At 68.0% G+C, this 18,748-nt stretch carries 18 protein-coding genes; 6 read left to right on the top strand and 12 right to left on the bottom strand.

The genetic code is table 11. The features are described 5' to 3' along the window. Positions 1-27: 27 nt before the first annotated feature. From LCL61_RS02205 to LCL61_RS02190, 4 genes are all read right to left on the bottom strand, one after another. Positions 28-1,413: a glutamate decarboxylase gene (locus tag LCL61_RS02205; protein WP_340685272.1), complete on the bottom strand. Its 1,386-nt coding sequence runs from the start codon at positions 1,411-1,413 to the stop codon at positions 28-30. Between the two features lie 170 nt (positions 1,414-1,583). Further along, complete coding sequence (locus LCL61_RS02200) at positions 1,584-2,060, bottom strand: Dps family protein (RefSeq protein WP_034314675.1); 477 nt, start codon at positions 2,058-2,060, stop codon at positions 1,584-1,586. A gap of 57 nt (positions 2,061-2,117) precedes the next feature. Beyond that, the gene (locus tag LCL61_RS02195; RefSeq protein ID WP_126737210.1) at positions 2,118-2,540 is read right to left on the bottom strand and encodes an organic hydroperoxide resistance protein; all 423 of its coding nucleotides are present in this window, start codon (positions 2,538-2,540) and stop codon (positions 2,118-2,120) included. A 138-nt stretch (positions 2,541-2,678) separates the two neighbouring features. Continuing rightward, a complete protein-coding gene (locus LCL61_RS02190; protein WP_340685271.1) occupies positions 2,679-3,254 on the bottom strand; it encodes an NADPH-dependent FMN reductase in 576 nt (191 codons plus the stop codon). 148 nt (positions 3,255-3,402) lie between these two features. Here LCL61_RS02190 and LCL61_RS02185 point away from each other — a divergent pair, with 148 nt between their 5' ends. Next, positions 3,403-4,449 carry an alpha/beta hydrolase gene (locus LCL61_RS02185; protein ID WP_340685270.1) on the top strand — a complete coding sequence of 349 codons (1,047 nt, stop codon included), beginning with the start codon at positions 3,403-3,405 and terminating at the stop codon, positions 4,447-4,449. A gap of 103 nt (positions 4,450-4,552) precedes the next feature. Here LCL61_RS02185 and LCL61_RS02180 read toward each other — a convergent pair whose 3' ends face one another. Both LCL61_RS02180 and LCL61_RS02175 read right to left on the bottom strand, forming a co-directional pair. Continuing rightward, positions 4,553-5,083, bottom strand: coding sequence for a hypothetical protein (locus LCL61_RS02180; RefSeq protein ID WP_219147444.1), 531 nt, complete (start codon positions 5,081-5,083; stop codon positions 4,553-4,555). Between the two features lie 433 nt (positions 5,084-5,516). Further along, the gene (locus LCL61_RS02175; protein WP_340685269.1) at positions 5,517-6,959 is read right to left on the bottom strand and encodes a catalase; all 1,443 of its coding nucleotides are present in this window, start codon (positions 6,957-6,959) and stop codon (positions 5,517-5,519) included. A gap of 207 nt (positions 6,960-7,166) precedes the next feature. Between LCL61_RS02175 and LCL61_RS02170 the strand changes: the two genes are divergently transcribed. Then, positions 7,167-8,309 carry an MFS transporter gene (locus tag LCL61_RS02170; RefSeq protein WP_340688473.1) on the top strand — a complete coding sequence of 381 codons (1,143 nt, stop codon included), beginning with the start codon at positions 7,167-7,169 and terminating at the stop codon, positions 8,307-8,309. Positions 8,310-8,398: 89 nt separating this feature from the next. Here LCL61_RS02170 and LCL61_RS02165 read toward each other — a convergent pair whose 3' ends face one another. From LCL61_RS02165 to LCL61_RS02150, 4 genes are all read right to left on the bottom strand, one after another. After that, positions 8,399-8,770: a hypothetical protein gene (locus LCL61_RS02165; protein WP_034314657.1), complete on the bottom strand. Its 372-nt coding sequence runs from the start codon at positions 8,768-8,770 to the stop codon at positions 8,399-8,401. Positions 8,771-8,843: 73 nt separating this feature from the next. Then, the gene (locus LCL61_RS02160) at positions 8,844-10,034 is read right to left on the bottom strand and encodes an RtcB family protein (protein ID WP_034314834.1); all 1,191 of its coding nucleotides are present in this window, start codon (positions 10,032-10,034) and stop codon (positions 8,844-8,846) included. A 208-nt stretch (positions 10,035-10,242) separates the two neighbouring features. After that, positions 10,243-11,283, bottom strand: coding sequence for an aspartate-semialdehyde dehydrogenase (locus LCL61_RS02155; RefSeq protein WP_340685268.1), 1,041 nt, complete (start codon positions 11,281-11,283; stop codon positions 10,243-10,245). Continuing rightward, positions 11,283-12,548, bottom strand: coding sequence for an aspartate kinase (locus LCL61_RS02150; protein ID WP_034314653.1), 1,266 nt, complete (start codon positions 12,546-12,548; stop codon positions 11,283-11,285). The genes LCL61_RS02155 and LCL61_RS02150 overlap by 1 nt, the downstream gene beginning before the upstream one ends. 227 nt (positions 12,549-12,775) lie before the next feature. Here LCL61_RS02150 and LCL61_RS02145 point away from each other — a divergent pair, with 227 nt between their 5' ends. Further along, positions 12,776-13,372 (top strand): nitroreductase family protein, encoded by a 597-nt coding sequence (locus LCL61_RS02145; RefSeq protein ID WP_340685267.1) that lies wholly within the window; start codon positions 12,776-12,778, stop codon positions 13,370-13,372. Here LCL61_RS02145 and LCL61_RS02140 read toward each other — a convergent pair. After that, positions 13,333-14,793, bottom strand: coding sequence for an MFS transporter (locus LCL61_RS02140; RefSeq protein WP_340685266.1), 1,461 nt, complete (start codon positions 14,791-14,793; stop codon positions 13,333-13,335). The two genes, LCL61_RS02145 and LCL61_RS02140, sit on opposite strands and share 40 nt — an antisense overlap. A gap of 103 nt (positions 14,794-14,896) precedes the next feature. Here LCL61_RS02140 and LCL61_RS02135 point away from each other — a divergent pair, with 103 nt between their 5' ends. After that, complete coding sequence (locus tag LCL61_RS02135) at positions 14,897-15,736, top strand: helix-turn-helix transcriptional regulator (RefSeq protein ID WP_340685265.1); 840 nt, start codon at positions 14,897-14,899, stop codon at positions 15,734-15,736. 9 nt (positions 15,737-15,745) lie between these two features. Beyond that, on the top strand, positions 15,746-16,339 hold the full coding sequence (locus LCL61_RS02130) for a hypothetical protein (protein ID WP_340685264.1): 594 nt from the start codon (positions 15,746-15,748) through the stop codon (positions 16,337-16,339). Here LCL61_RS02130 and LCL61_RS02125 read toward each other — a convergent pair. Next, positions 16,336-16,701: a hypothetical protein gene (locus tag LCL61_RS02125; protein ID WP_340685263.1), complete on the bottom strand. Its 366-nt coding sequence runs from the start codon at positions 16,699-16,701 to the stop codon at positions 16,336-16,338. The genes LCL61_RS02130 and LCL61_RS02125 overlap by 4 nt on opposite strands. A 244-nt stretch (positions 16,702-16,945) precedes the next feature. Here LCL61_RS02125 and leuA point away from each other — a divergent pair, with 244 nt between their 5' ends. After that, positions 16,946-18,703, top strand: a complete 1,758-nt coding sequence (leuA, locus tag LCL61_RS02120; protein ID WP_340685262.1) for a 2-isopropylmalate synthase — start codon at positions 16,946-16,948, stop codon at positions 18,701-18,703. Positions 18,704-18,748 lie beyond the last annotated feature (45 nt).

Genomic DNA, 18,748 nt, shown 5'->3' with positions numbered 1-18,748 from the left:
AATCCGGCGTGACGCAGGGCACCCGGCTCAGTGATGGAACGCGGTCCGCGGTCGCGGGCCGTGATCGAGCTCGGGCAGCAGCCGCCGGAGGTCGGCGAGCAGCAGCTCGGCGAGGTCGTGCGTGAAACCGTTGCGCACCACGATCCTCAGCACCGCTAGATCGGTCCGGTTGTCCGGGAACGTGTACGCCGGGACAAGCCAGCCACGCTCACGAAGCCGCCGTGACACGTCGAAGACGTCGAAGCCCTCTACATCCGCCTTCGTCGTGAAGGCGAACACGGGCAGCTGATCGCCTCGCGTCAGCAGTTGGAAAGGACCCAGTCCGGCGATCCCGTCCGCCAGGTGGGTCGCGACGTCACGCGAAGCCTGTTGCACGGCACGGAAACCTTCGCGGCCGAGCCGGACGAACGTGTAGTACTGCGCGGCCACCTCGGCGCCGGGACGGGAGAAGTTCAACGCGAAAGTCGGCATGTCGCCACCGAGGTAGTTGACGTTGAAGACGAGCTCCTCCGGCAACGCCTCCTTGTCGCGCCACACCACCCAGCCGACGCCGGGGTAGACCAGCCCGTACTTGTGCCCGGAGGTGTTGATCGACGCCACCCTCGGCAGGCGGAAGTCCCAGTTCAGCTCGGGATCGAGGAACGGCGCGATCATGGCGCCCGAAGCGCCGTCGACGTGCACCGGGATGTCCCAGCCCGACCGTTCCGCCAGGCCGTCGAGCGCGGCCGCGATCTCGGCGACCGGCTCGTAGCTGCCGTCGAAAGTGGACCCGAGGATCGTGACGACGCCGATGGTGTTCTCGTCGCAGCGGGCGATCGCCTCGTCGGCGGTGAGGTGGAAGCGGTCGCCGTCCATCGGCACCAGCCGCGGCTCGACCTCCCAGTACTCGCAGAACTTCTCCCAGCAGACCTGGACGTTCGCGCCCATCACCAGATTCGGCTTCCCGGTGCGGCCCAGTTTCGACCAGCGGCGTTTCAGCGCCATGCCGGCGAGCATGCAGGCTTCCGACGAACCGGTGGTGGAGCAGCCCATGATCGCGGTGGGATCGGGCGCGTGCCACAGATCGGCGAGAATGTTGACGCAGCGCCGCTCGAGTTCCGCGGTCTGCGGGTACTCGTCCTTGTCGATCATGTTCTTGTCGACGCATTCGGCCATCAGCTCGCGGGCCTGCGGCTCCATCCACGTGGTGACGAACGTGGCGAGGTTGAGCCGGGCGTTCCCGTCGAGCATCAGCTCGTCGCGCACGAGCTGGAGCGCGGTGTCGGGCGGGAGCGGGTCTTCGGCGAGGCTGTCGTGCGGGAGGCGGATGTTCGCGGCGAGCGCCGGATACGCGCCGGCGTGCAGCGGGTTGGCCCCGCTCCTGCGGCCCGGGCCGGACGTCGGATCGGGCACGGATCCCTTGTGCAACACCATGGACCGAACGTAACCCGGCAGCGTGGAACCGGCACTCGGACTCGCCCTCCGCCAAGTGCGATGAAGGGGCCTTTCATAGCAAATTTTGCTATGAAAGGCNGGGGCCTTTCATAGCAAATTTTGCTATGAAAGGCCCCTTCATCGCACGCGAGAGCGCGTCAGAGGGCGGATCAGGCCTGCTGCGCCTGCCACATCCAGTGCGCCTTTTCGAGCTCCTGGGTGATCTCGATGAGGAGATCCTGCGTGACCAGGTCGCTCTTGTCGGTCTCGTCGATGCGCTTGCGCAGCCGCTCGATCAGCGCCGCGAGGATGTCGACGATCGCGGCGACCGTGGACTCGACGGACTGCCAGTTGTCGGGATAGTCCGGCAGTCCGGAGCTCTCCACGACGGCCTTCGCCTGGCCGTTCGGCGAGATGCCGATGGCGTTGGCACGCTCGGCGACCTCGTCGACGTACTGGCGCGCGGTGGCGACCAGCTCGTCGAGCTGCAGGTGCGCGCTGCGGAAGTTCGCGCCGACGACGTTCCAGTGAGCCTGCTTCGCGATCAGCGACAGATCCACCAGATCGACCAGCGTGGCCTGCAAGGCGTTACCGGTGATCTCCTTGTCGGCGTCGCTCAGCGGACTCTTGATCGGAGACTTGCCCATCTTCGGTCTTCCTTTCAGAAATCAGTCGGTTCGGGAATGGACCTGCCGCGGACGGGATCAGACCGTCGCGGACAGTGCGACCTCGATGTTGCCGCGGGTCGCGTTCGAGTAGGGGCACACCTGGTGCGCCTGCTCGACGAGCTGATCGGCCTGCGCCTGCTCCAGGCCGGGCAGCGAAACCTTGAGCGCCACGCCGAGGCCGAAGCCCTCGCCCTGCTTGAGCACGCTGACCTCGGCGGTCACGGTGGAGCCGTCCAGCGTCACCTTCGCCTGGCGCGCGACGAGCTGCAACGCGGAGTGGAAGCAAGCGGAATAGCCGGCGGCGAAGAGCTGCTCGGGGTTGGTCTTGTCCCCGCCCGGCCCGCCCATCTCCTTCGGGATCGCCAGCGACTCGTCGATGACGCCGTCAGAGGACGTGACCTCACCGTTGCGGCCGTCGCCGCGAGCGGTGGCCACAGCGGTGTACAGAGCCTCAGCCATTCTTCGCCTACCTCCTGGTCTCAAGACACGCCCCGTTGAGCGTCTCTTCGGTGTCAACGTCCCGCAACCGCGAAACCTTGCCACCCCATGGCAGGCATCACGTCCGGGGACTACCCGGACGATGACCGGAGCAAACGACTAGTGACCGGCGCGACTCAGCGCGAACTCGGCGACCTGGCTTCCGATCAGGCGGAGTGTGCGGACGCTCTTCTCGTCCGAGGCGCCGCCGGCCTCGTCGAACTTGGTCTCCGCCGTGTTGATCGAACCACCCAAAGGGGTGGCCCAGCCGCGCAACGCGTGCGTGATCGTGCGCAGCTGCTCCAACGTGGTGACCGCGGCCTGCCAGCCGTAGGCGACGGCGGCGAGGCCGACCGCGCGGCCGTCGAGGTACGGACGGGCGTCGTCACGCAGGTCTTCGACGTAGTCCAAGGCGTTCTTGACCAGGCCGGACAGCGCGCCGTGGTAGCCGGGCGAGACGACGATGATCCCGTCTGCGTGGCGAATCGCTTCGACCAAGCGGGTGGCCCGCTCGTGCCGCTCGTCCAGCGCGGTGTCGTAGAACGGCAACACCAGCTCCGGCCCGGAAATCAGCTCGGTGGTGACTCCGGCTTCGGCCGCGGCGCCGAGCGCGATGCGCAGCGCACGCTCGGATTGCGAGCCCTCCCGCAGAGAGCCGCCGATCCCGAGGACATGCACCGCGTTCGTCGAAGTCACGCTTTCGAGGCTAGCCCCTCTACTTAAGTGGAGGACCAGGATCTGGAACGGAGTCCTGCGTCACACCCGTTCGCCCCAACCGCCCCGTTCCCCGCTAGACGGCATACCTACTCGAAAGTAACCTGACGGGAAGCCCTCAGGAGGAAGCATGGCGATACCGCTCCAGATCCGTGCCGAGGCCGCGTTTTCGCAGCTTGCGTTCTGGCTCCCGAAGCCGGTCAGACGGGCCATCGCGGGACCGCCCCTCCGCCTGGACAGACAGGAACTCGCGCTGGACGCCCAGCTCCTGCTCCGCCTGCAGAAGCTGGCGAAAGCGTCACTGGTGCGGGGAACCGTCGAAGAGTCGCGCACCATGCTCCTGGCGAGCAGGCACCTGGTCAGCGGGCCGACGATCGAACCGGTCGCCACCAGGGAACTGCTCATCCCCACGGGTGACGGCGACGTGCCCGCCACGCTCTACACGCCGGCCGGGCTGCCGGATCCGTCCGGGCTACTGGTGTTCTTCCACGGCGGCGGCTGGGTGGTCGGCAGCCGCGTCTCCCACGACAACACCGTCCGCTACCTGGCGAAACAGGCGGGCGTGCGAGTTCTTTCGGTGGAGTACCGGCTCGCGCCGGAGACGCGCTTCCCGGGCGCCACCGAAGACGCGATCGCGGCGTTCGAGTACGCCTTCGCGAAAGCGCGGGACCTGGGCGCCGACCCGGCGCGCATCGCCGTCGGCGGCGACAGCGCGGGCGGGAACCTCGCCGCGGTGACGGCGCAGCAGGCCGTGAAACGCGGCGGCGGGGTCCCGGCGTTCCAGCTGCTGTTCTACCCGGCGACCGATTTCACCGTGCGCCGCCGCTCCCGGGAATTGTTCGCGGAGGATCTGTTCCTGACCGACACGGATATGACGTGGTTCGAAGGACATTACGTGCCGAAGGGCACCGATCTGTACAACCCGAAACTGTCGCCGCTGCACGGTGACGTTTCCGGATTGCCGCCCGCGTATATCGCGACGGCCGGTTTCGATCCGCTGCGCGACGAGGGCGAGGCCTACGCGGAGAAATTGCGGAAAGCCGGGGTCCCGGTGGCACTGAGCCGCCAGCCGGACCTGATCCACGGGTACATCAACTTCCTCGGCGTCGGACGGCGGTTCCGTGAGGCGACGGCCGAAGCGGCGGGAGCCCTGCGTCTGGGGCTCGCCCCGAAGTGAAAGCCAGAGCCCGAGTGAGGAGAAATGTCCCCACTCGGGCTCCGGCCCCCATATCGTGGCCCGCCGCCCTGCACGGCGGAACCCGACGACTCCCGGTCTCCCTCTAGGGTGTGGGAAGCGGTACGGGCGGGACCGGCAGCGGCGGGACAGGGAGTCCGCCGAGCAGGCCGGCGAGAATGCCGGTCACGGCTGTGAGCAGGGCTTTCACCAGGTCACTGACGATCTTCAGCGGTCCGGGAAGGTCCGGGAGCGAGGGGATCGGCACCGGCAGCGGCGGCAGCTGTCGTGCCTTCGCCGTCGGGTCGGCCAGCAGCCTGCTGGACTCGACGGAACGGCCCTGGGCCAGGTCGCCGAGCTTCTGCGTTTCGGTCTGGATCTGGTAGCGCTTGCCCGCGGCGATGTCACCGAGGACGGGGCTGAGCTTGTCCAAGTCCGCCCGCGTCTTGGCGACGTCGCCGGCGTAGGCCACCTTGGTGAGGCCGTCTCGCATCTGCAGCACCTGCGCGGCGAGCGCCTGTGTGTTCGACGAGCCCTTTCCACCATCGGTGCTAGCCGTAGCGGCGCCGGCCGAGGCCACCGCCAACAGACTGCCTGCGGCGACCGCGGCAATCGTCCGGGCAATGTTGCCTTTCATTCCCTTACCTCCTGGCCTCTGGGACCTGACGAGGTAAATCGATACCCCCCGTATCGGCCGAACACCACCCGATCACCGGTTGGAACACTTTTCTAACCCTTACGTGCCGGATTCATTCCCGGGTAAGACTCCCGCAATTGATTAACGGCGAAATCTTGCGCCTCCCCCTGAAGATCATCCTTTTCCCGTCGATTTATGACCACCTGTGACCGGTCGACACCGTGGTGCGACTCGTTCACCCACAGCGGTGTAAACGGTGATCGTTTCGCTTGATCACTCCGTCGGACAGGCGTGTCGCACTGCTCCACTCGGGTTGTCCCCCACGCACGCCACGCCCTCTTCTGGTTTCACATGCGAGTGGGGACATGGAAACGCCCCCGGTGCGCGCACCGGGGGCGTTCCGTGGTGGGAGCAGCCTCTGAGGAGAGGTCCTTTACTCGCGGAAGGCGTCCGCGACCTTGTCGCCGAGGTCCTTGTCGACGTTCCGCCAGTACTCGAAGACCCGCTCGAGCACCGGGCGCGAGACGTCGTTCGAGGCGTGGCCGATGATGTTGCTCGCGAGCCGGTCGCGCTGCGCGTCGTCCATCACGTCGCGGACGAGCGTGCCCGGCTGACCGAAGTCGTCGTCCTCGGCGTGGAGCTTGTACGCCGACCGGATGACCTCGTCCTCGACGCCGTAGCCCGAAGCGGTCTCGGCGGCGATCTCCGCGTTCGCGTGCGGACCGCCGTACGAGTTCGGCGCGTACACCGGGTCGCCCGGGTTGTTGTAGCGCATCGCGCCGTCACGCGAGTAGCTGTTCACCGGGGACTTCGGCGCGTTGACCGGCAGCTGCGTGTAGTTCGCGCCGATCCGGTAGCGGTGGGCGTCCGGGTACGCGAACAGGCGGCCCTGCAGCATCTTGTCCGGCGACGGGCCGATGCCCGGCACCAGATTGGACGGCTCGAACGCGGCCTGCTCGATCTCCGCGAAGTAGTTCGCCGGATTGCGGTCGAGCACCCAGCGGCCGACCTTGATCAGCGGGTAGTCGCCCTTCGGCCACACCTTGGTCAGGTCGAACGGGTTGAAGCGGTAGTCCGCGGCCTCGGCGTACGGCATCACCTGGACGTACAGCGTCCAGCTGGGGTGGTTGCCCTGCTTGATGTTCTTGAACAGGTCGCGGATGTAGTAGTCCGAGTCCTCGCCGGCGATCCGGTCCGCGTCGGCCTGCGCGAGGTAGCCGATGCCCTGGTCGGTCTTGAAGTGGTACTTGACCCAGAACTTCTCGCCGCCCGCGTTCTCCCACAGATAGGTGTGCGAGCCGAAGCCGTCCATCTCGCGCCAGTTCGACGGGATGCCGCGGTCGCCCATCAGCCAGGTGACCTGGTGCGCGGACTCGGGCCGCAGCGTCCAGAAGTCCCACTGGATGTCGTGGTCGCGCAGATGGTTGTCGGCGCGGCGCTTCTGCGAGTGGATGAAGTCGGGGAACTTGATCGGATCGCGGATGAAGAACACCGGGGTGTTGTTGCCGACGAGGTCGTAGTTGCCCTCGGAGGTGTAGAACTTCACCGCGAAACCGCGCGGGTCGCGCCACGTGTCCGGCGAGCCGTTCTCCCCGGCGACCGAGGAGAACCGGACCAGGCTCTCCGTGCGCACGCCCGGCTGGAACAGCGCGGCCTTCGTGAACTGACTGACGTCCTCCGTGACCTCGAGGAAGCCGTGCGCACCGCCGCCCTTGGCGTGGACGACGCGTTCCGGCACCCGCTCACGGTTGAACTGGGCGTTCTTCTCGATCAGGTAGTGGTCCTGGAGCAGGATCGGGCCGTTGGCGCCTACGGTCAGGGAATCGTTGTCGCTCGCGACGGGGATGCCCACGTTGTTCGTGGTCGGCAAGGTCACGCCGATGCCTCCTGGTTCGTGGTGGTGAGCGGTCAGTCGTCTCCACCCTCTCGCCTAATCTGGAATCAGTCAAGAAAACACCCCGGACCGGGTGACCCTGGCTACGCGAAAAAAACTTGCACGCGCGTACCAAGTTACGTTCTCATCGGACGTATGGCCCTCGCTCCGTATCGTCGTGTGTTAGCCGTGCCCGGAGTTCCCAGCTCGATGCTGCTGATGTTCCTGGCCCGGCTCCCGATGACGGCCATGGGCGTGACGATGACGCTGTACGTGGTCAACGACCTGGGCCGCGGCTACGGCGCGGCCGGGCTGATCGGCGCCGCCACCACGCTCGGCAGCGCGATCGGGGCACCGCTCGTCGGCCGGTACGTCGACCGCTACGGGCTGCGGCCGGTGGTCGCGATCTGTGGGCTGGCCTCGTCGACCTTCTGGATCAGCGCGCCGCATCTGCCGTATCAGGTGCTGCTCGCGGTCGCGCTCCCCGCAGGGGTGCTGTCGGTGCCCGCCGGCACGCTCGCGCGGCTGGTGCTCACCGCGCTCGTGCCACTCGAACAACGGCGGGCGGCCTACTCGCTGGACACGATCCTGGTGGAGGCGTCGTTCATGATCGGGCCGTCGGCCGGGATCATGGCGATCACTCAGCTGCCCGCGGTCTACGCGCTCACCGGGATCGGGGTCTGCTTCGCGCTTTCGGCGACGCTGATCTACCGGCAGGACCCGCCGATCCGCGCCGAGGCCGACGCCGAGGTGTTCACCGGGGAGCGGCCGGCCGTGCGGAGCTGGCTCACCGGACGGCTCGTGATGGCGATGTTCATCGCCGCGGGCGCGCTGTTCTGCCTGGTCGGCATGGAGCTCGCCGCGCTGGCGACGCTGCGCGCGAGCGGTGACATCGCCTGGTCCGGGCTGCTGATCACGCTGATGTGCGTCGCGTCGGTGCTCGGCGGGGCGATCCACGGCGCGGTCCGGCGGTCGCTTTCGCAGGGCACGCTGATGGTGCTGCTCGCGGTGCTGACCCTGCCGGTCGGGCTGATCGCCGAGCCGTGGTGGCTGCTGGCGATCGTGCTCTTCCCGAGCAACGTGCTGTGCGCGCCGACGCTCGCGGCGAGCACGGAGACGGTCAGCGCCGCGGCGCCCGCCCGCGTGCGCGGGGAGGCGATGGGCCTGCTGGACGCGGCCAGCCGGATCGGGCTGGCGATCGGGAGCCCGATCATCGGGTTCGTGATCGACCACTCCAGCCCCGGCTGGGGCTTCGCGGCCTCGGCGCTGGGAGCGCTGGCGATCGCCTCGGTCGGCTTGTTCTGGCGCCGCTCCCGCACCCCCGCGCGGGTGCCCGCGCTCACTTCCTCCTGACGTGAGCCGAAAGGGCCCTTCACCAGATGCGATGCGGTGAAGGGCCCTTTTGTGGCGTCTCATGCGGGGAAAGTCCCCTTCAGCTCCGGCTAGGCGCAGACCTTCCGGAGGGCTTCCAGCTGCTCGAGGTTGCGCTTGGTCCAGTCCGCGACCTTGCCCGCGTCCTGGATGTTCTCCTTCTGCACCTGCAGGTACGAGTCGGCCATTCCGGTGAGCGCACCCGCCACGTTCTGCTCGCCGACGCTGCCCGCCAGCTCACGCAGACGCTTCTCCTTGTCCGCGGCACGCTCCTTGAGCGTCGCCGGGTCCGGATTGAGGTCGGCGAGGCTGAGCGCCTCGGCGCAGGCGCTGACCTTCGTCGCCGCCTTGTTCGTCTGATCGACCGCGTTCGTGACCTCGCTGCAGCCCGCCAGCGCGAGCCCGGCGGCCGCCAGGAGCGCCGCGATTCCCAACCTCTTCATACGGTCAAGACTAGCGATTTCGTGGGTGGTATGTCGGGTTCCCCCGGCCACCACCCACGAACCGCCCGGTAATTCAGCCCTTCACGCAGACGACCTGCTTGAGGTGCGCGACCACCTCGACGAGATCCGTCTGCGCCTTGATCACCGTTTCGATGTCCTTGTACGCGGCCGGGATCTCGTCCACCACACCGGAGTCCTTGCGGCATTCCACGCCGGCGGTCTGCGCGGCGAGGTCCTCGGCGGTGTACAGCTTCTTCGCCTTGTTCCGCGACATCCGGCGGCCCGCGCCGTGCGACGCGGACTGGAAGGACGACTCGTTCCCGAGACCGCGCACGATGTACGAACCGGTGCCCATGCTGCCCGGGATGATCCCGAGGTCGCCCGAACCCGCGCGGATCGCGCCCTTGCGGGTCACCAGAAGATCGACGCCATCGTAGGTCTCTTCGGCGACGTAATTATGGTGGCAGCTGATCGCGTCGTCGAACGTCGTCTGCGGCACGACGTCCTTCAGCGCCTGCTTCACGAGCGCGACCATGGTGGCGCGGTTGCGCGCCGCGTAGTCCTGCGCCCAGAACAGGTCGCGCCGGTACGCCTGCATCTCGGGCGTGCCCGCGACGAACACCGCGAGATCCGGGTCCGGCAGATCCGCGTTGTGCGGCAGCTTCCGCGCGACGGCCATATGCCGTTCCGCGAGTTCCTTGCCGATGTTGCGGGAACCGGAGTGCAGCATCAGCCACACGCGGCCTTCGTCTTCGCCGCCCTGTTCGAGGCAGACCTCGATGAAGTGGTTACCGCCACCGAGGCTCCCGATCTGGCGCGACGCGCGGTCGTGCAGGTCCTGAACGCCGGGATGCAGGTCGCCGAAGGACTTCCAGAACGCGTCCCAGCCACCGACTCCGTGCACCTTCGCCGGGTTCACCGGGGTCTTGTGCAGGCCGAACCCGACCGGGACGGCCGATTCGATCCGGCGGCGGAGCTTCAGCAGGTCGTCGGGCAGGTCGGCGGCGGTGAGCGAGGTCCGTACCGCGCTCATCCCGCAGCCGATGTCCACGCCGACGGCGGCCGGGGACACCGCGTCGCGCATCGCGATCACGCTGCCGACGGTCGCGCCCTTGCCGTAGTGGACGTCGGGCATGACCGCGACGCCGTGCACCCACGGCAGGTTGGCGACGTTGTGCAGCTGTCGCATGGCTTGGTCCTCGACCGACGTGGGGTCTGCCCACATCCGGATCGGAACCCGCGAGCCTTCGACCGCCGTGTACATGATTTTCCCTTCGTGGAAACGTTTGTCGCCACAGAGCATGCACTGGCCGAAGGTCCCCGACAACGCAATTACGACGTGAAGGGCCCTTTCCCCGCATAGGACGCAGCGAAAGGGCCCTTTTTGATCGGGGTCGTGAGTGGTAAGGACCGTCTTTATCGCTCACGACCCCTNCCGCATCGCATGCGGTGAAGGGCCCTTTCAGCCCACATCAGGAGTTCGCGGCGACCAGTTCCGCGATCTGCACGGCGTTGAGCGCCGCGCCCTTCCGCAGGTTGTCGTTCGACAGGAACAGCACCAGACCACGACCGCCGTCGACGCCCGGGTCCGTCCGCAGCCGCCCGACGTACGACGGGTCCTGGCCGGCGGCCTGCAGCGGCGTCGGGATGTCCGACAGCTCCACGCCGGGGGCGCCGGTCAGCAGTTCGGTCGCGCGGGCGACCGAAAGCGGCTGCGAGAACTCGGCGTTGATCGAGATCGAGTGCCCCGAGAACACCGGCACCCGCACACAGGTGCACGAGACCAGCAGCTCCGGGATGCTCAGGATCTTGCGGCTCTCGTTGCGGAACTTCTTCTCCTCGTCCGTCTCGAACTCACCGTCGTCCACAATGGACCCGGCCAGCGGGAGGACGTTGTGCGCGATGGGCCGCGCGTACTTCTTCGGCTCGGGGAAGTCCACCGCCGCGCCGTCGTGGGTCAGCGCGCCCGCGTTCGCCGCCGCCGCCGCGAGCTGGCCTTCCAGCTCCTCCACGCCCGCGAGCCCGCTGCCGGACACGGCCTGGTAGGTGCTGGCGACCAGCCGCACCAGGCCCGCTTCGGCGTGCAGCGGCTTGAGCACCGGCATCGCGGCCATGGTGGTGCAGTTGGGGTTCGCGATGATCCCCTTGCGCGCCTCCCTGACCGCCTCCGGGTTGACCTCGCTGACGATCAGCGGGACGTCCGGGTCCATGCGCCACGCCGACGAGTTGTCGATGACCGTGGCACCGGCCGCGGCGAACCGCTCCGCCTGCGCCTTGGAGGTCGCGCCACCGGCCGAGAACAGCGCGATGTCCAAACCGGACGGATCCGCGGTCGTCGCGTCCTCGATGACGATTTCCCCGTCACGCCAAGGAAGCTTCGAACCGGCGGACCGCGCCGAGGCGAAGTACCGCATTTCGGCGACCGGGAAATCCCGTTCGGCCAGCAGACGGCGCATCACGCCGCCGACCTGACCGGTCGCCCCGACCACGCCTACCCGCAGACCTTCCGGCATCAGCGACCACTCCCCGCGTAGACGACGGCTTCTTCGTCGCCGCCGAGTTCGAACGCCTCGTGGATCGCGCGCACCGCGTCGTCGAGCTGCGCGTCCCGGATCAGGACCGAGATCCGGATCTCCGAGGTGTTGATGATTTCGATGTTGACGCCCGCCTGCGCGAGCGCTTCGCAGAAGGTCGCCGTGACACCGGGGTGCGAGCGCATCCCCGCGCCGACGAGCGAGACCTTGCCGACGTGGTCGTCGTAGAGGACCGACTCGAAGCCGATCTCGTCCTTGATCTTCTCCAGCGACTGCACGGCCTTGGCCCCGTTGGCCTTCGACAGCGTGAAGGTGATGTCGGTGCGGCCGGACGAGGTGCTGGACACGTTCTGCAGCACCATGTCGATGTCGATCTCGTTGTCGGCGATCACGCGGAAGATCCGGGCGGCGGCACCGGTCGTGTCGGGCACGCCGGTCACCGTGATCTTGGCTTCGGAGCGGTCGTGCGCCACACCGGTGATCAACGCTTGTTCCACGGGGATCTCCTCGATAGAACCGGTCACCGTGGTGCCCGGCTTGTCACTGTAGGAAGAACGGACTCGGATCGGGACGCCGTAGCGGCGCGCGTACTCCACCGAACGCAGGTGCAGGATCTTCGACCCGCTCGCCGCCAGCTCCAGCATCTCCTCGTAGGCGATGGTGTCGAGCTTCCGCGCGTCGGACACGACCCGGGGATCGGCGGTGTACACACCGTCCACATCGGAATAGATCTCGCAGACGTCGGCGTTCAGCGCGGCGGCCAGCGCGACGGCGGTGGTGTCCGAACCCCCGCGGCCGAGGGTGGTGATGTCCTTGGTGTCCTGCGACACGCCCTGGAACCCGGCCACCAGCGCGATGTAGCCCTGGTCGAGGGCTTCCGTCACCCGGCTGGGGCTGACGTCGATGATCCGCGCGTTGCCGTGCACCGACGTCGTCACCACACCGGCCTGCGAGCCGGTGAACGACCAGGCCTCCGCGCCCTGCGCCGAAATCGCCATCGCCACCAGGGAGTTGGAGATACGCTCACCCGCGGTGAGCAGCATGTCCATCTCGCGTTCCGGCGGCGCCGGGTTGACCTGCTGAGCCAGGTCGAGCAGCTCGTCGGTCGTGTCGCCCATGGCGGAGCAGACGACGACCACGTCGTTGCCCGCCTTCTTGGTGGCGACGATGCGTTCCGCGACGCGTTTGATCCGGTCGGCACTTTCCAGCGACGAACCGCCGTACTTCTGGACCACGAGGGCCACGCCCGAACCTCCTCGACGGGCCGGGCGTGCTCCTGGTGGGCACCGAGGAGCCCCCGCGTCCCTTATTTGGGCGAAAGCCTACCGGGGTGACGCGCGCTCGCCACCCTCGTAAGTGGTCCTGACCACCAGTTCGAGGACTCCTGGAAGTAAATCTTCCTCAACACCAACGAAATAGTCGGAGGGCTTTCGCTTTAGTGACGGAGAGCACCCCTTGTTAGGGTCCGGCGGTGGACAAACCCGCCGAGACGAGTACCCCGATCGCGCCGATCCTGGCCGCCAGGTGGAGCCCGCGCGCCTACGACGAGTCAGCGATCGTCACCGAAGACCAGCTCCGCGCGCTGCTCGAAGCGGCCCGCTGGGCGCCGTCGTTCGGCAACACCCAGCCCGCCCGCTACCTGGTCGGCCTGCGGGGAACGCCGTCGTTCGACCGCATCCTCTCGACGCTCAACTCGGGCAACCGAGCGTGGGCCCATCGCGCCGGGCTGCTGCTGATCGGCGTGATGGTGACCACGAACGAGAAGGGCGAAGTCCCGTACGCCGAGTACGGGCTGGGGCTGGCGAGCGAGAACCTCGTGCTCCAGGCCGTCGACCTCGGCCTGATCGCGCACCAGATGGCGGGCTTCTCCGCCGAAGCGGCGAAGGACTTCTTCGGCCTCCCTGACGACGTCGTCCCCAAGGTCGCGATCGCCGTCGGCTCGCCCGCGGACCCCTCGGTGCTCGAAGAGGACTGGCGCGTCGAGCGTGAAAAGGCGCCGCGCGAGCGAGTCCCGCTGGCTGATTTCGCCTACGCCGACGCCTGGGGCACGAGCGCTTTCGACGGCTGAGGGAGCCAGCGAAGGGCGAGGATTCCGAGCCCGACGTGCAGCAGGCTGAGCACCGCGACGGCGGTGTGGAGACCCGCGACGAAGGCCTCCTTCGCGTCATTAGCGGTCGCGGGCGCGATATCGAGGGTTTCGCCGAGGGTGGGGGCCAGGTCCGGCCCGGCCAGCCGGAACACCAGCGCGGCGAGCGAGCCCATGAGCGCGATCCCCAGCGCGTTGCCGATCTCGTTACTCGTTTCGGCGATCGCGCCCGCCGCTCCCGCGCGCTCGGCGGGCACCGCGGCGACGGCCGTGTCGGCCACCACGCTGAACGAGATGCCGTAGCCGACGCCGGCGACCACCGTCGACGCGACGTACCAGCCCGCTCCGCCCGTGACACCGGTCATGAGCAGCAGGGCGAGCCCGGCGGCGATGGAGAAGTGGCAGACGACCAGCGCCGCGCGTGCGCCGATCCGGTCGACCAGCGCGGGCGTGACGACGCACATGATCGTGAGCACGGCCGCGCCCGGCAACGCCAGCAGCGCCGCGTGCAGCACGGGCAGGCCGAGCACGGACTGCAAGTGGATCCCCGACAGGTACGCGGCCGCCGACCACGCCGCCAGCGGCAGCAGCCCGGTGACGATCGCGATCGTGAAGACACGGTCGCGGAACAAGGAGAACTCGACCAGCGGGTACTCGAGACCCCGCTGACGCCGGGCGAACCACACCAGCAGCCCCGCCCCGGCGACGGCGGCGGAGACCGCGGTGACCGACAGTCCGTCGGCGGCCGCGTGCTTGATCCCGTAGATCGCGAGCAGGAGCCCGGTGGCGGACAGCACGACGCTCAGCACGTCGACGCGTCCCTTCCCGGTGGCCCGCACCTCCCGCAGCAGCACTGGCGCGAGCGCCAGGAACACCGCGATCACCGGCAGGTTGACCAGGAAGACCGAGCCCCACGCGAACCGTTCCAGCAGGACACCGCCGACGACCGGGCCGATCGCGAAACCGGCGGCGAACGCGGCCGCGAAGATCCCGATGGCCCGCGCCCGGCGTCGCGCGTCGGGGAAGAGCTCGCTCAGCACCGCCAGCGCGGACGGCAGCAGCGTCGCTCCCGCCAGCCCCATCAGGGCACGGAACGTGATGAGCAGCTCCGGGTTCGGGGCGAACGCAGCGCCCGCCGAACCGATGCCGAACACCGCGGCGCCGATCATCAGCAGCTTCAGCCGCCCGTACCGGTCGCCGATATTGCCGAACGCGATCAGCAGCGAGCCGACCGCGAAGCCGTAGACATCGAGGATCCACAGCGCCTGATCGGCCGTGGGGGTGAGCGCCTGGCTGATTTCGGGCATCGCGAGGAACAGGATCGATCCGTCCATGGAGACCAGGAACACCGGGCAGAGGATCACCAGCAGGCCGAACCAGGCCCGGGAGTGCTGTCGTGTCATGCCCTCGACGCTGTACCGGCTTCGAGTGAGCAGCCATCCCCGTGCCGTGGGTACACCCGGCGGGTACACCCACGCGGCGGGCGGAGAACTTAGGCTCGGAGTCATGGAGAGCCTCGGCGTGTACCTCAAGAGCCGTCGTGATCGCGTGACGCCCGCCGAGATCGGCCTGCGCACGTACGGCACTTCGCGCCGTGTACCTGGTCTACGCCGCGAAGAGCTCGCCCAGCTCGCCGGAGTGAGCGCCGGGTACTACACACGACTGGAGCAAGGACTGGCCGAAACCGCTTCACGGCAGGTGCTCGACGCGCTCGCCCGCGCGCTCCGGCTCGACGACGTCGAGACCGGCCATCTGCACAACCTCGCCCGGCAGACTTCGCTCCCGAAGCTGTCGGACCCCGGCCCCGAAGACCCGCACCCGCGGGTCCTCGCGCTGCTGGAGAACCTCGGCGAGGCCGTGCCCGCCCTCGTTTTCGGCCGTCGCGGCGACGTGCTCGCGTGGAACCACGCCGGACACACGCTCATGGCCGAACACCTCGATTTCGACGCGCCGAAGGATCCCGAACGGCGGCCGTCGCTGCCGCGCATGTTCTTCCTCGACCCGCTGACCCGCGAGCTGCACCGGAACCGGGCCGAACTCGCGCCGATCCACGTCGCCTACCTGCGGTTGACCGCGGGCCGCTATCCCACCGACGCCCGCCTCGCCGGGCTCATCGGCGAACTTTCGATGCGCAGCGACGAATTCGCGACCCTGTGGGCGACCGGCGACGTCGCCGACTGCACCGTCGGCGCCATGCACCTGCGGCATCCCACGGTCGGTGCGGTGAGCGTCGACTACCAGGTGTGGCTCCAGCCCGACAGCCCTGACCACCGGCTGGAGATCTACACGCCGAAGGACCCGGGATCCGCCGACGCGCTGAAGATCCTGACCCACTTCGATCGCTAACCTGGGGTCATGGGGGCCTTTCGCAGCGTTCTCCGCAACGAATCCCGCACGATGGCCGGACTCTGGCTGTATCTCAGGCGCCGGCAGGACGGCGTCGACGGGGACGCCGTCGCGGTGCCGTACGGCGCGAACGGGAAGTCGATCTTCATCGTGTTCGCGGTGGTGAGCGCCGTCGAAGCGGGTCTCTTCTGGCTGATCGACTTCGGCCTCGTCGTCGACCTTCTACTGCTGGCCCTCGGCGTTTACTCGGCGCTGCTGGTGTTCGGCGTCTACGCCGGCACCGTCGTCCGGCCGCACGTGATCTCGTCGCGCGAGGTGCGGGTGCGCTATGGCTCCTTCTACGACGTGCGGATCCCCAGGGAGAACGTGGTCAGCCTGCGGCACGTGAAGGAAAGCCACGAGCCCCTCAAGGCGAAGGCCTTTCGCGACGGAACCTGGTTCAGCTACGACAACTTCTACGAGACGAACCTGGTCGTCGAGCTGCGCGAGCCGATCACGGTGACCCGGCCGCTCGGCGCGACCGAGACCGTCCGTGTCGTCAAGTTCCAGGCGGACGACCCGAAGGCCGCTGTCGAGGCTTACGAACGGCTCGGCGTCGGCTAGTTCGCTCCGCCCACGCGCCGGATGATCTTGGCGAGGATCCCGGTGACCACCATCCAGAAGATCGCGGCGATACCGTAGTTGATCAGTACGCGGAGCTTGGCGTCTTCGGGCATGAAGAGATCCTTGAAGCCGAGTAGGAGCCCGTCGGCCCAGCCGCGGACGAACGACACGATGCCGTTGTCAGGGTTCGCCTCGCCGATCACGAAGACGACGTGCAGCACGAGGATGGCCGCGAAGATCAAGCCGACCCAGCGGACCACGCTCGCCAGTATCCCGGCCGCGCGACCACCGCCCGCTCGCCAGTCGACCTTGCGTCCGGTCGGCTGATCAGCGGTTTCCTTCTCTTCAGCGTGCTCGCCCATGCCGGGCAGTGTGGCACGCCGCCTGGTCCGATTGCTACCCGTGAGTAACCCGAATGGGCGCCACTTGAGTCACGGTTCGATCGCGGCCCGGGTTTCCTTTCGAGAGATCTCGCGGTTAAGGTGACGTCGTGGCTCGAGCTCTCCTGCTTCGCTGCCGCGACGGGGCCTGATCGGACCGGCTCCCCGTCGCGGGGCTTCGTGGTGCCGGTCGTCGCACCCGATTCTTCAGGAGAACCGTCCCCTCATGAGTATCCGCAAGCCCACCCGTCCTGCCCCTTCCGAGCAGGCTTCGTGGAACACCCAGCGCGGCACTTCGATGCCCGTACACCGTTACCGCCCCTGGTACGACCTGGTCGAGGACATCTCGCTGCCCGACCGCACCTGGCCGGACAAGCGCATCGAAACCGCGCCGCTGTGGTGCGCCGTCGACCTGCGTGACGGCAACCAGGCCCTCATCGACCCGATGTCGCCCGCGCGCAAGCGCAAGTTCTTCGACCTGCTGGTCCGCATGGGTTACAAGGAGATCGAGGTCGGCTTCCCGGCGGCCTCGCAGACGGACTTCGACTTCGTCCGCGAGATCATCGACGAGGGCGCCATCCCGGACGACGTCAGCATCCAGGTGCTGACCCAGTGCCGGCCGGAGCTGATCGAGCGCACCTTCAAGGCGCTCGAAGGCGCGCCGCGCGCGATCGTCCACATCTACAACTCGACCTCGATCCTGCAGCGCCGCGTCGTGTTCCGCGAGGAGCGCATCGGCATCACGAAGATCGCTTCGCAGGCCGCCGAGCTGGTCGTCGACTACGCCGCGAAGCAGCCGGACACCGACTTCCGGTTCCAGTACTCGCCGGAGTCCTACACCGGCACCGAGCTGTCGTACGCGCTCGAGGTCTGCAACACCATCACCGAGATCTGGCAGCCGACGCCGGAGAAGCCGGTGATCCTGAACCTGCCCGCGACCGTCGAGATGGCGTCACCGAACGTCTACGCCGACTCGATCGAGTGGATGCACCGCAACCTGGACCGCCGCGATTCGGTGATCCTGTCGCTGCACCCGCACAACGACCGCGGCACCGGCATCGCCGCCGCCGAACTGGGCTTCCAGGCGGGGGCGGACCGGATCGAAGGCTGCCTGTTCGGCAACGGCGAGCGCACCGGCAACGTCGACCTGGTCGCGCTGGGCATGAACCTGTACAGCCAGGGTGTCGACCCGCAGATCGACTTCTCCGACATGGACGAGATCAAGCGGACCGTCGAGTACTGCAACCAGCTGCCGGTGCACGAACGCAGCCCGTGGGCCGGTGACCTGGTGTTCACCGCGTTCTCCGGCAGCCACCAGGACGCGATCAACAAGGGCCTCGACGCGCTGAAGGCCGCCGCCGACAAGGTGGGGACGCCGGTCGACGAGCACCCGTGGGAGGTCCCGTACCTGCCGATCGACCCGAAGGACATCGGCCGCAACTACGAGGCCGTGATCCGGGTGAACTCGCAGTCCGGCAAGGGCGGCGTCGCCTACATCATGAAGGCCGAGCACCAGCTCGACCTGCCGCGGCGCCTGCAGATCGAGTTCTCGAAGGTCGTCCAGCGCCACACCGACACCGAGGGCGGCGAGGTCGACCCGGCCACGATGTGGAACGCGTTCTCGGCCGAGTACCTGGACCTGAAGACGCCGCTGGAGCTGGTGCGCCAGCACGTCAGGGACAACGGCGACGGCGAGTACGACATCACCGCCACCGTGCGGGTCGAGGGTGACGAGCACGAGGTCACCGGCCGGGGCAACGGTCCGATCGCGGCGTTCTTCGACGCGCTGTCGACCGTCGGGTTCGACCTGCGGCTGCTGGACTACAGCGAGCACACGCTCTCGCCGGGCGACGACGCGCGGGCCGCGTCGTACATCGAGTGCGCGATCTCCGACCGGGTGTACTGGGGTATCGGGATCGACCCGTCGATCGTGACCGCTTCGCTGCGGGCCGTCGTCTCGGCCGTGAACCGGGCGAACCGGTAGTTTCCGGCGTTCCGTGAAGGCCTCCTTCCCTACCCTCAAGGTAGG

It is taken from the genome of Amycolatopsis coloradensis, assembly GCF_037997115.1.
In the GTDB taxonomy this organism is placed as follows: Bacteria; Actinomycetota; Actinomycetes; order Mycobacteriales; family Pseudonocardiaceae; genus Amycolatopsis; species Amycolatopsis coloradensis_A.
Note: the sequence above shows the minus strand (reverse complement) of the source record. Positions and strands in the feature narration are given on the sequence as shown.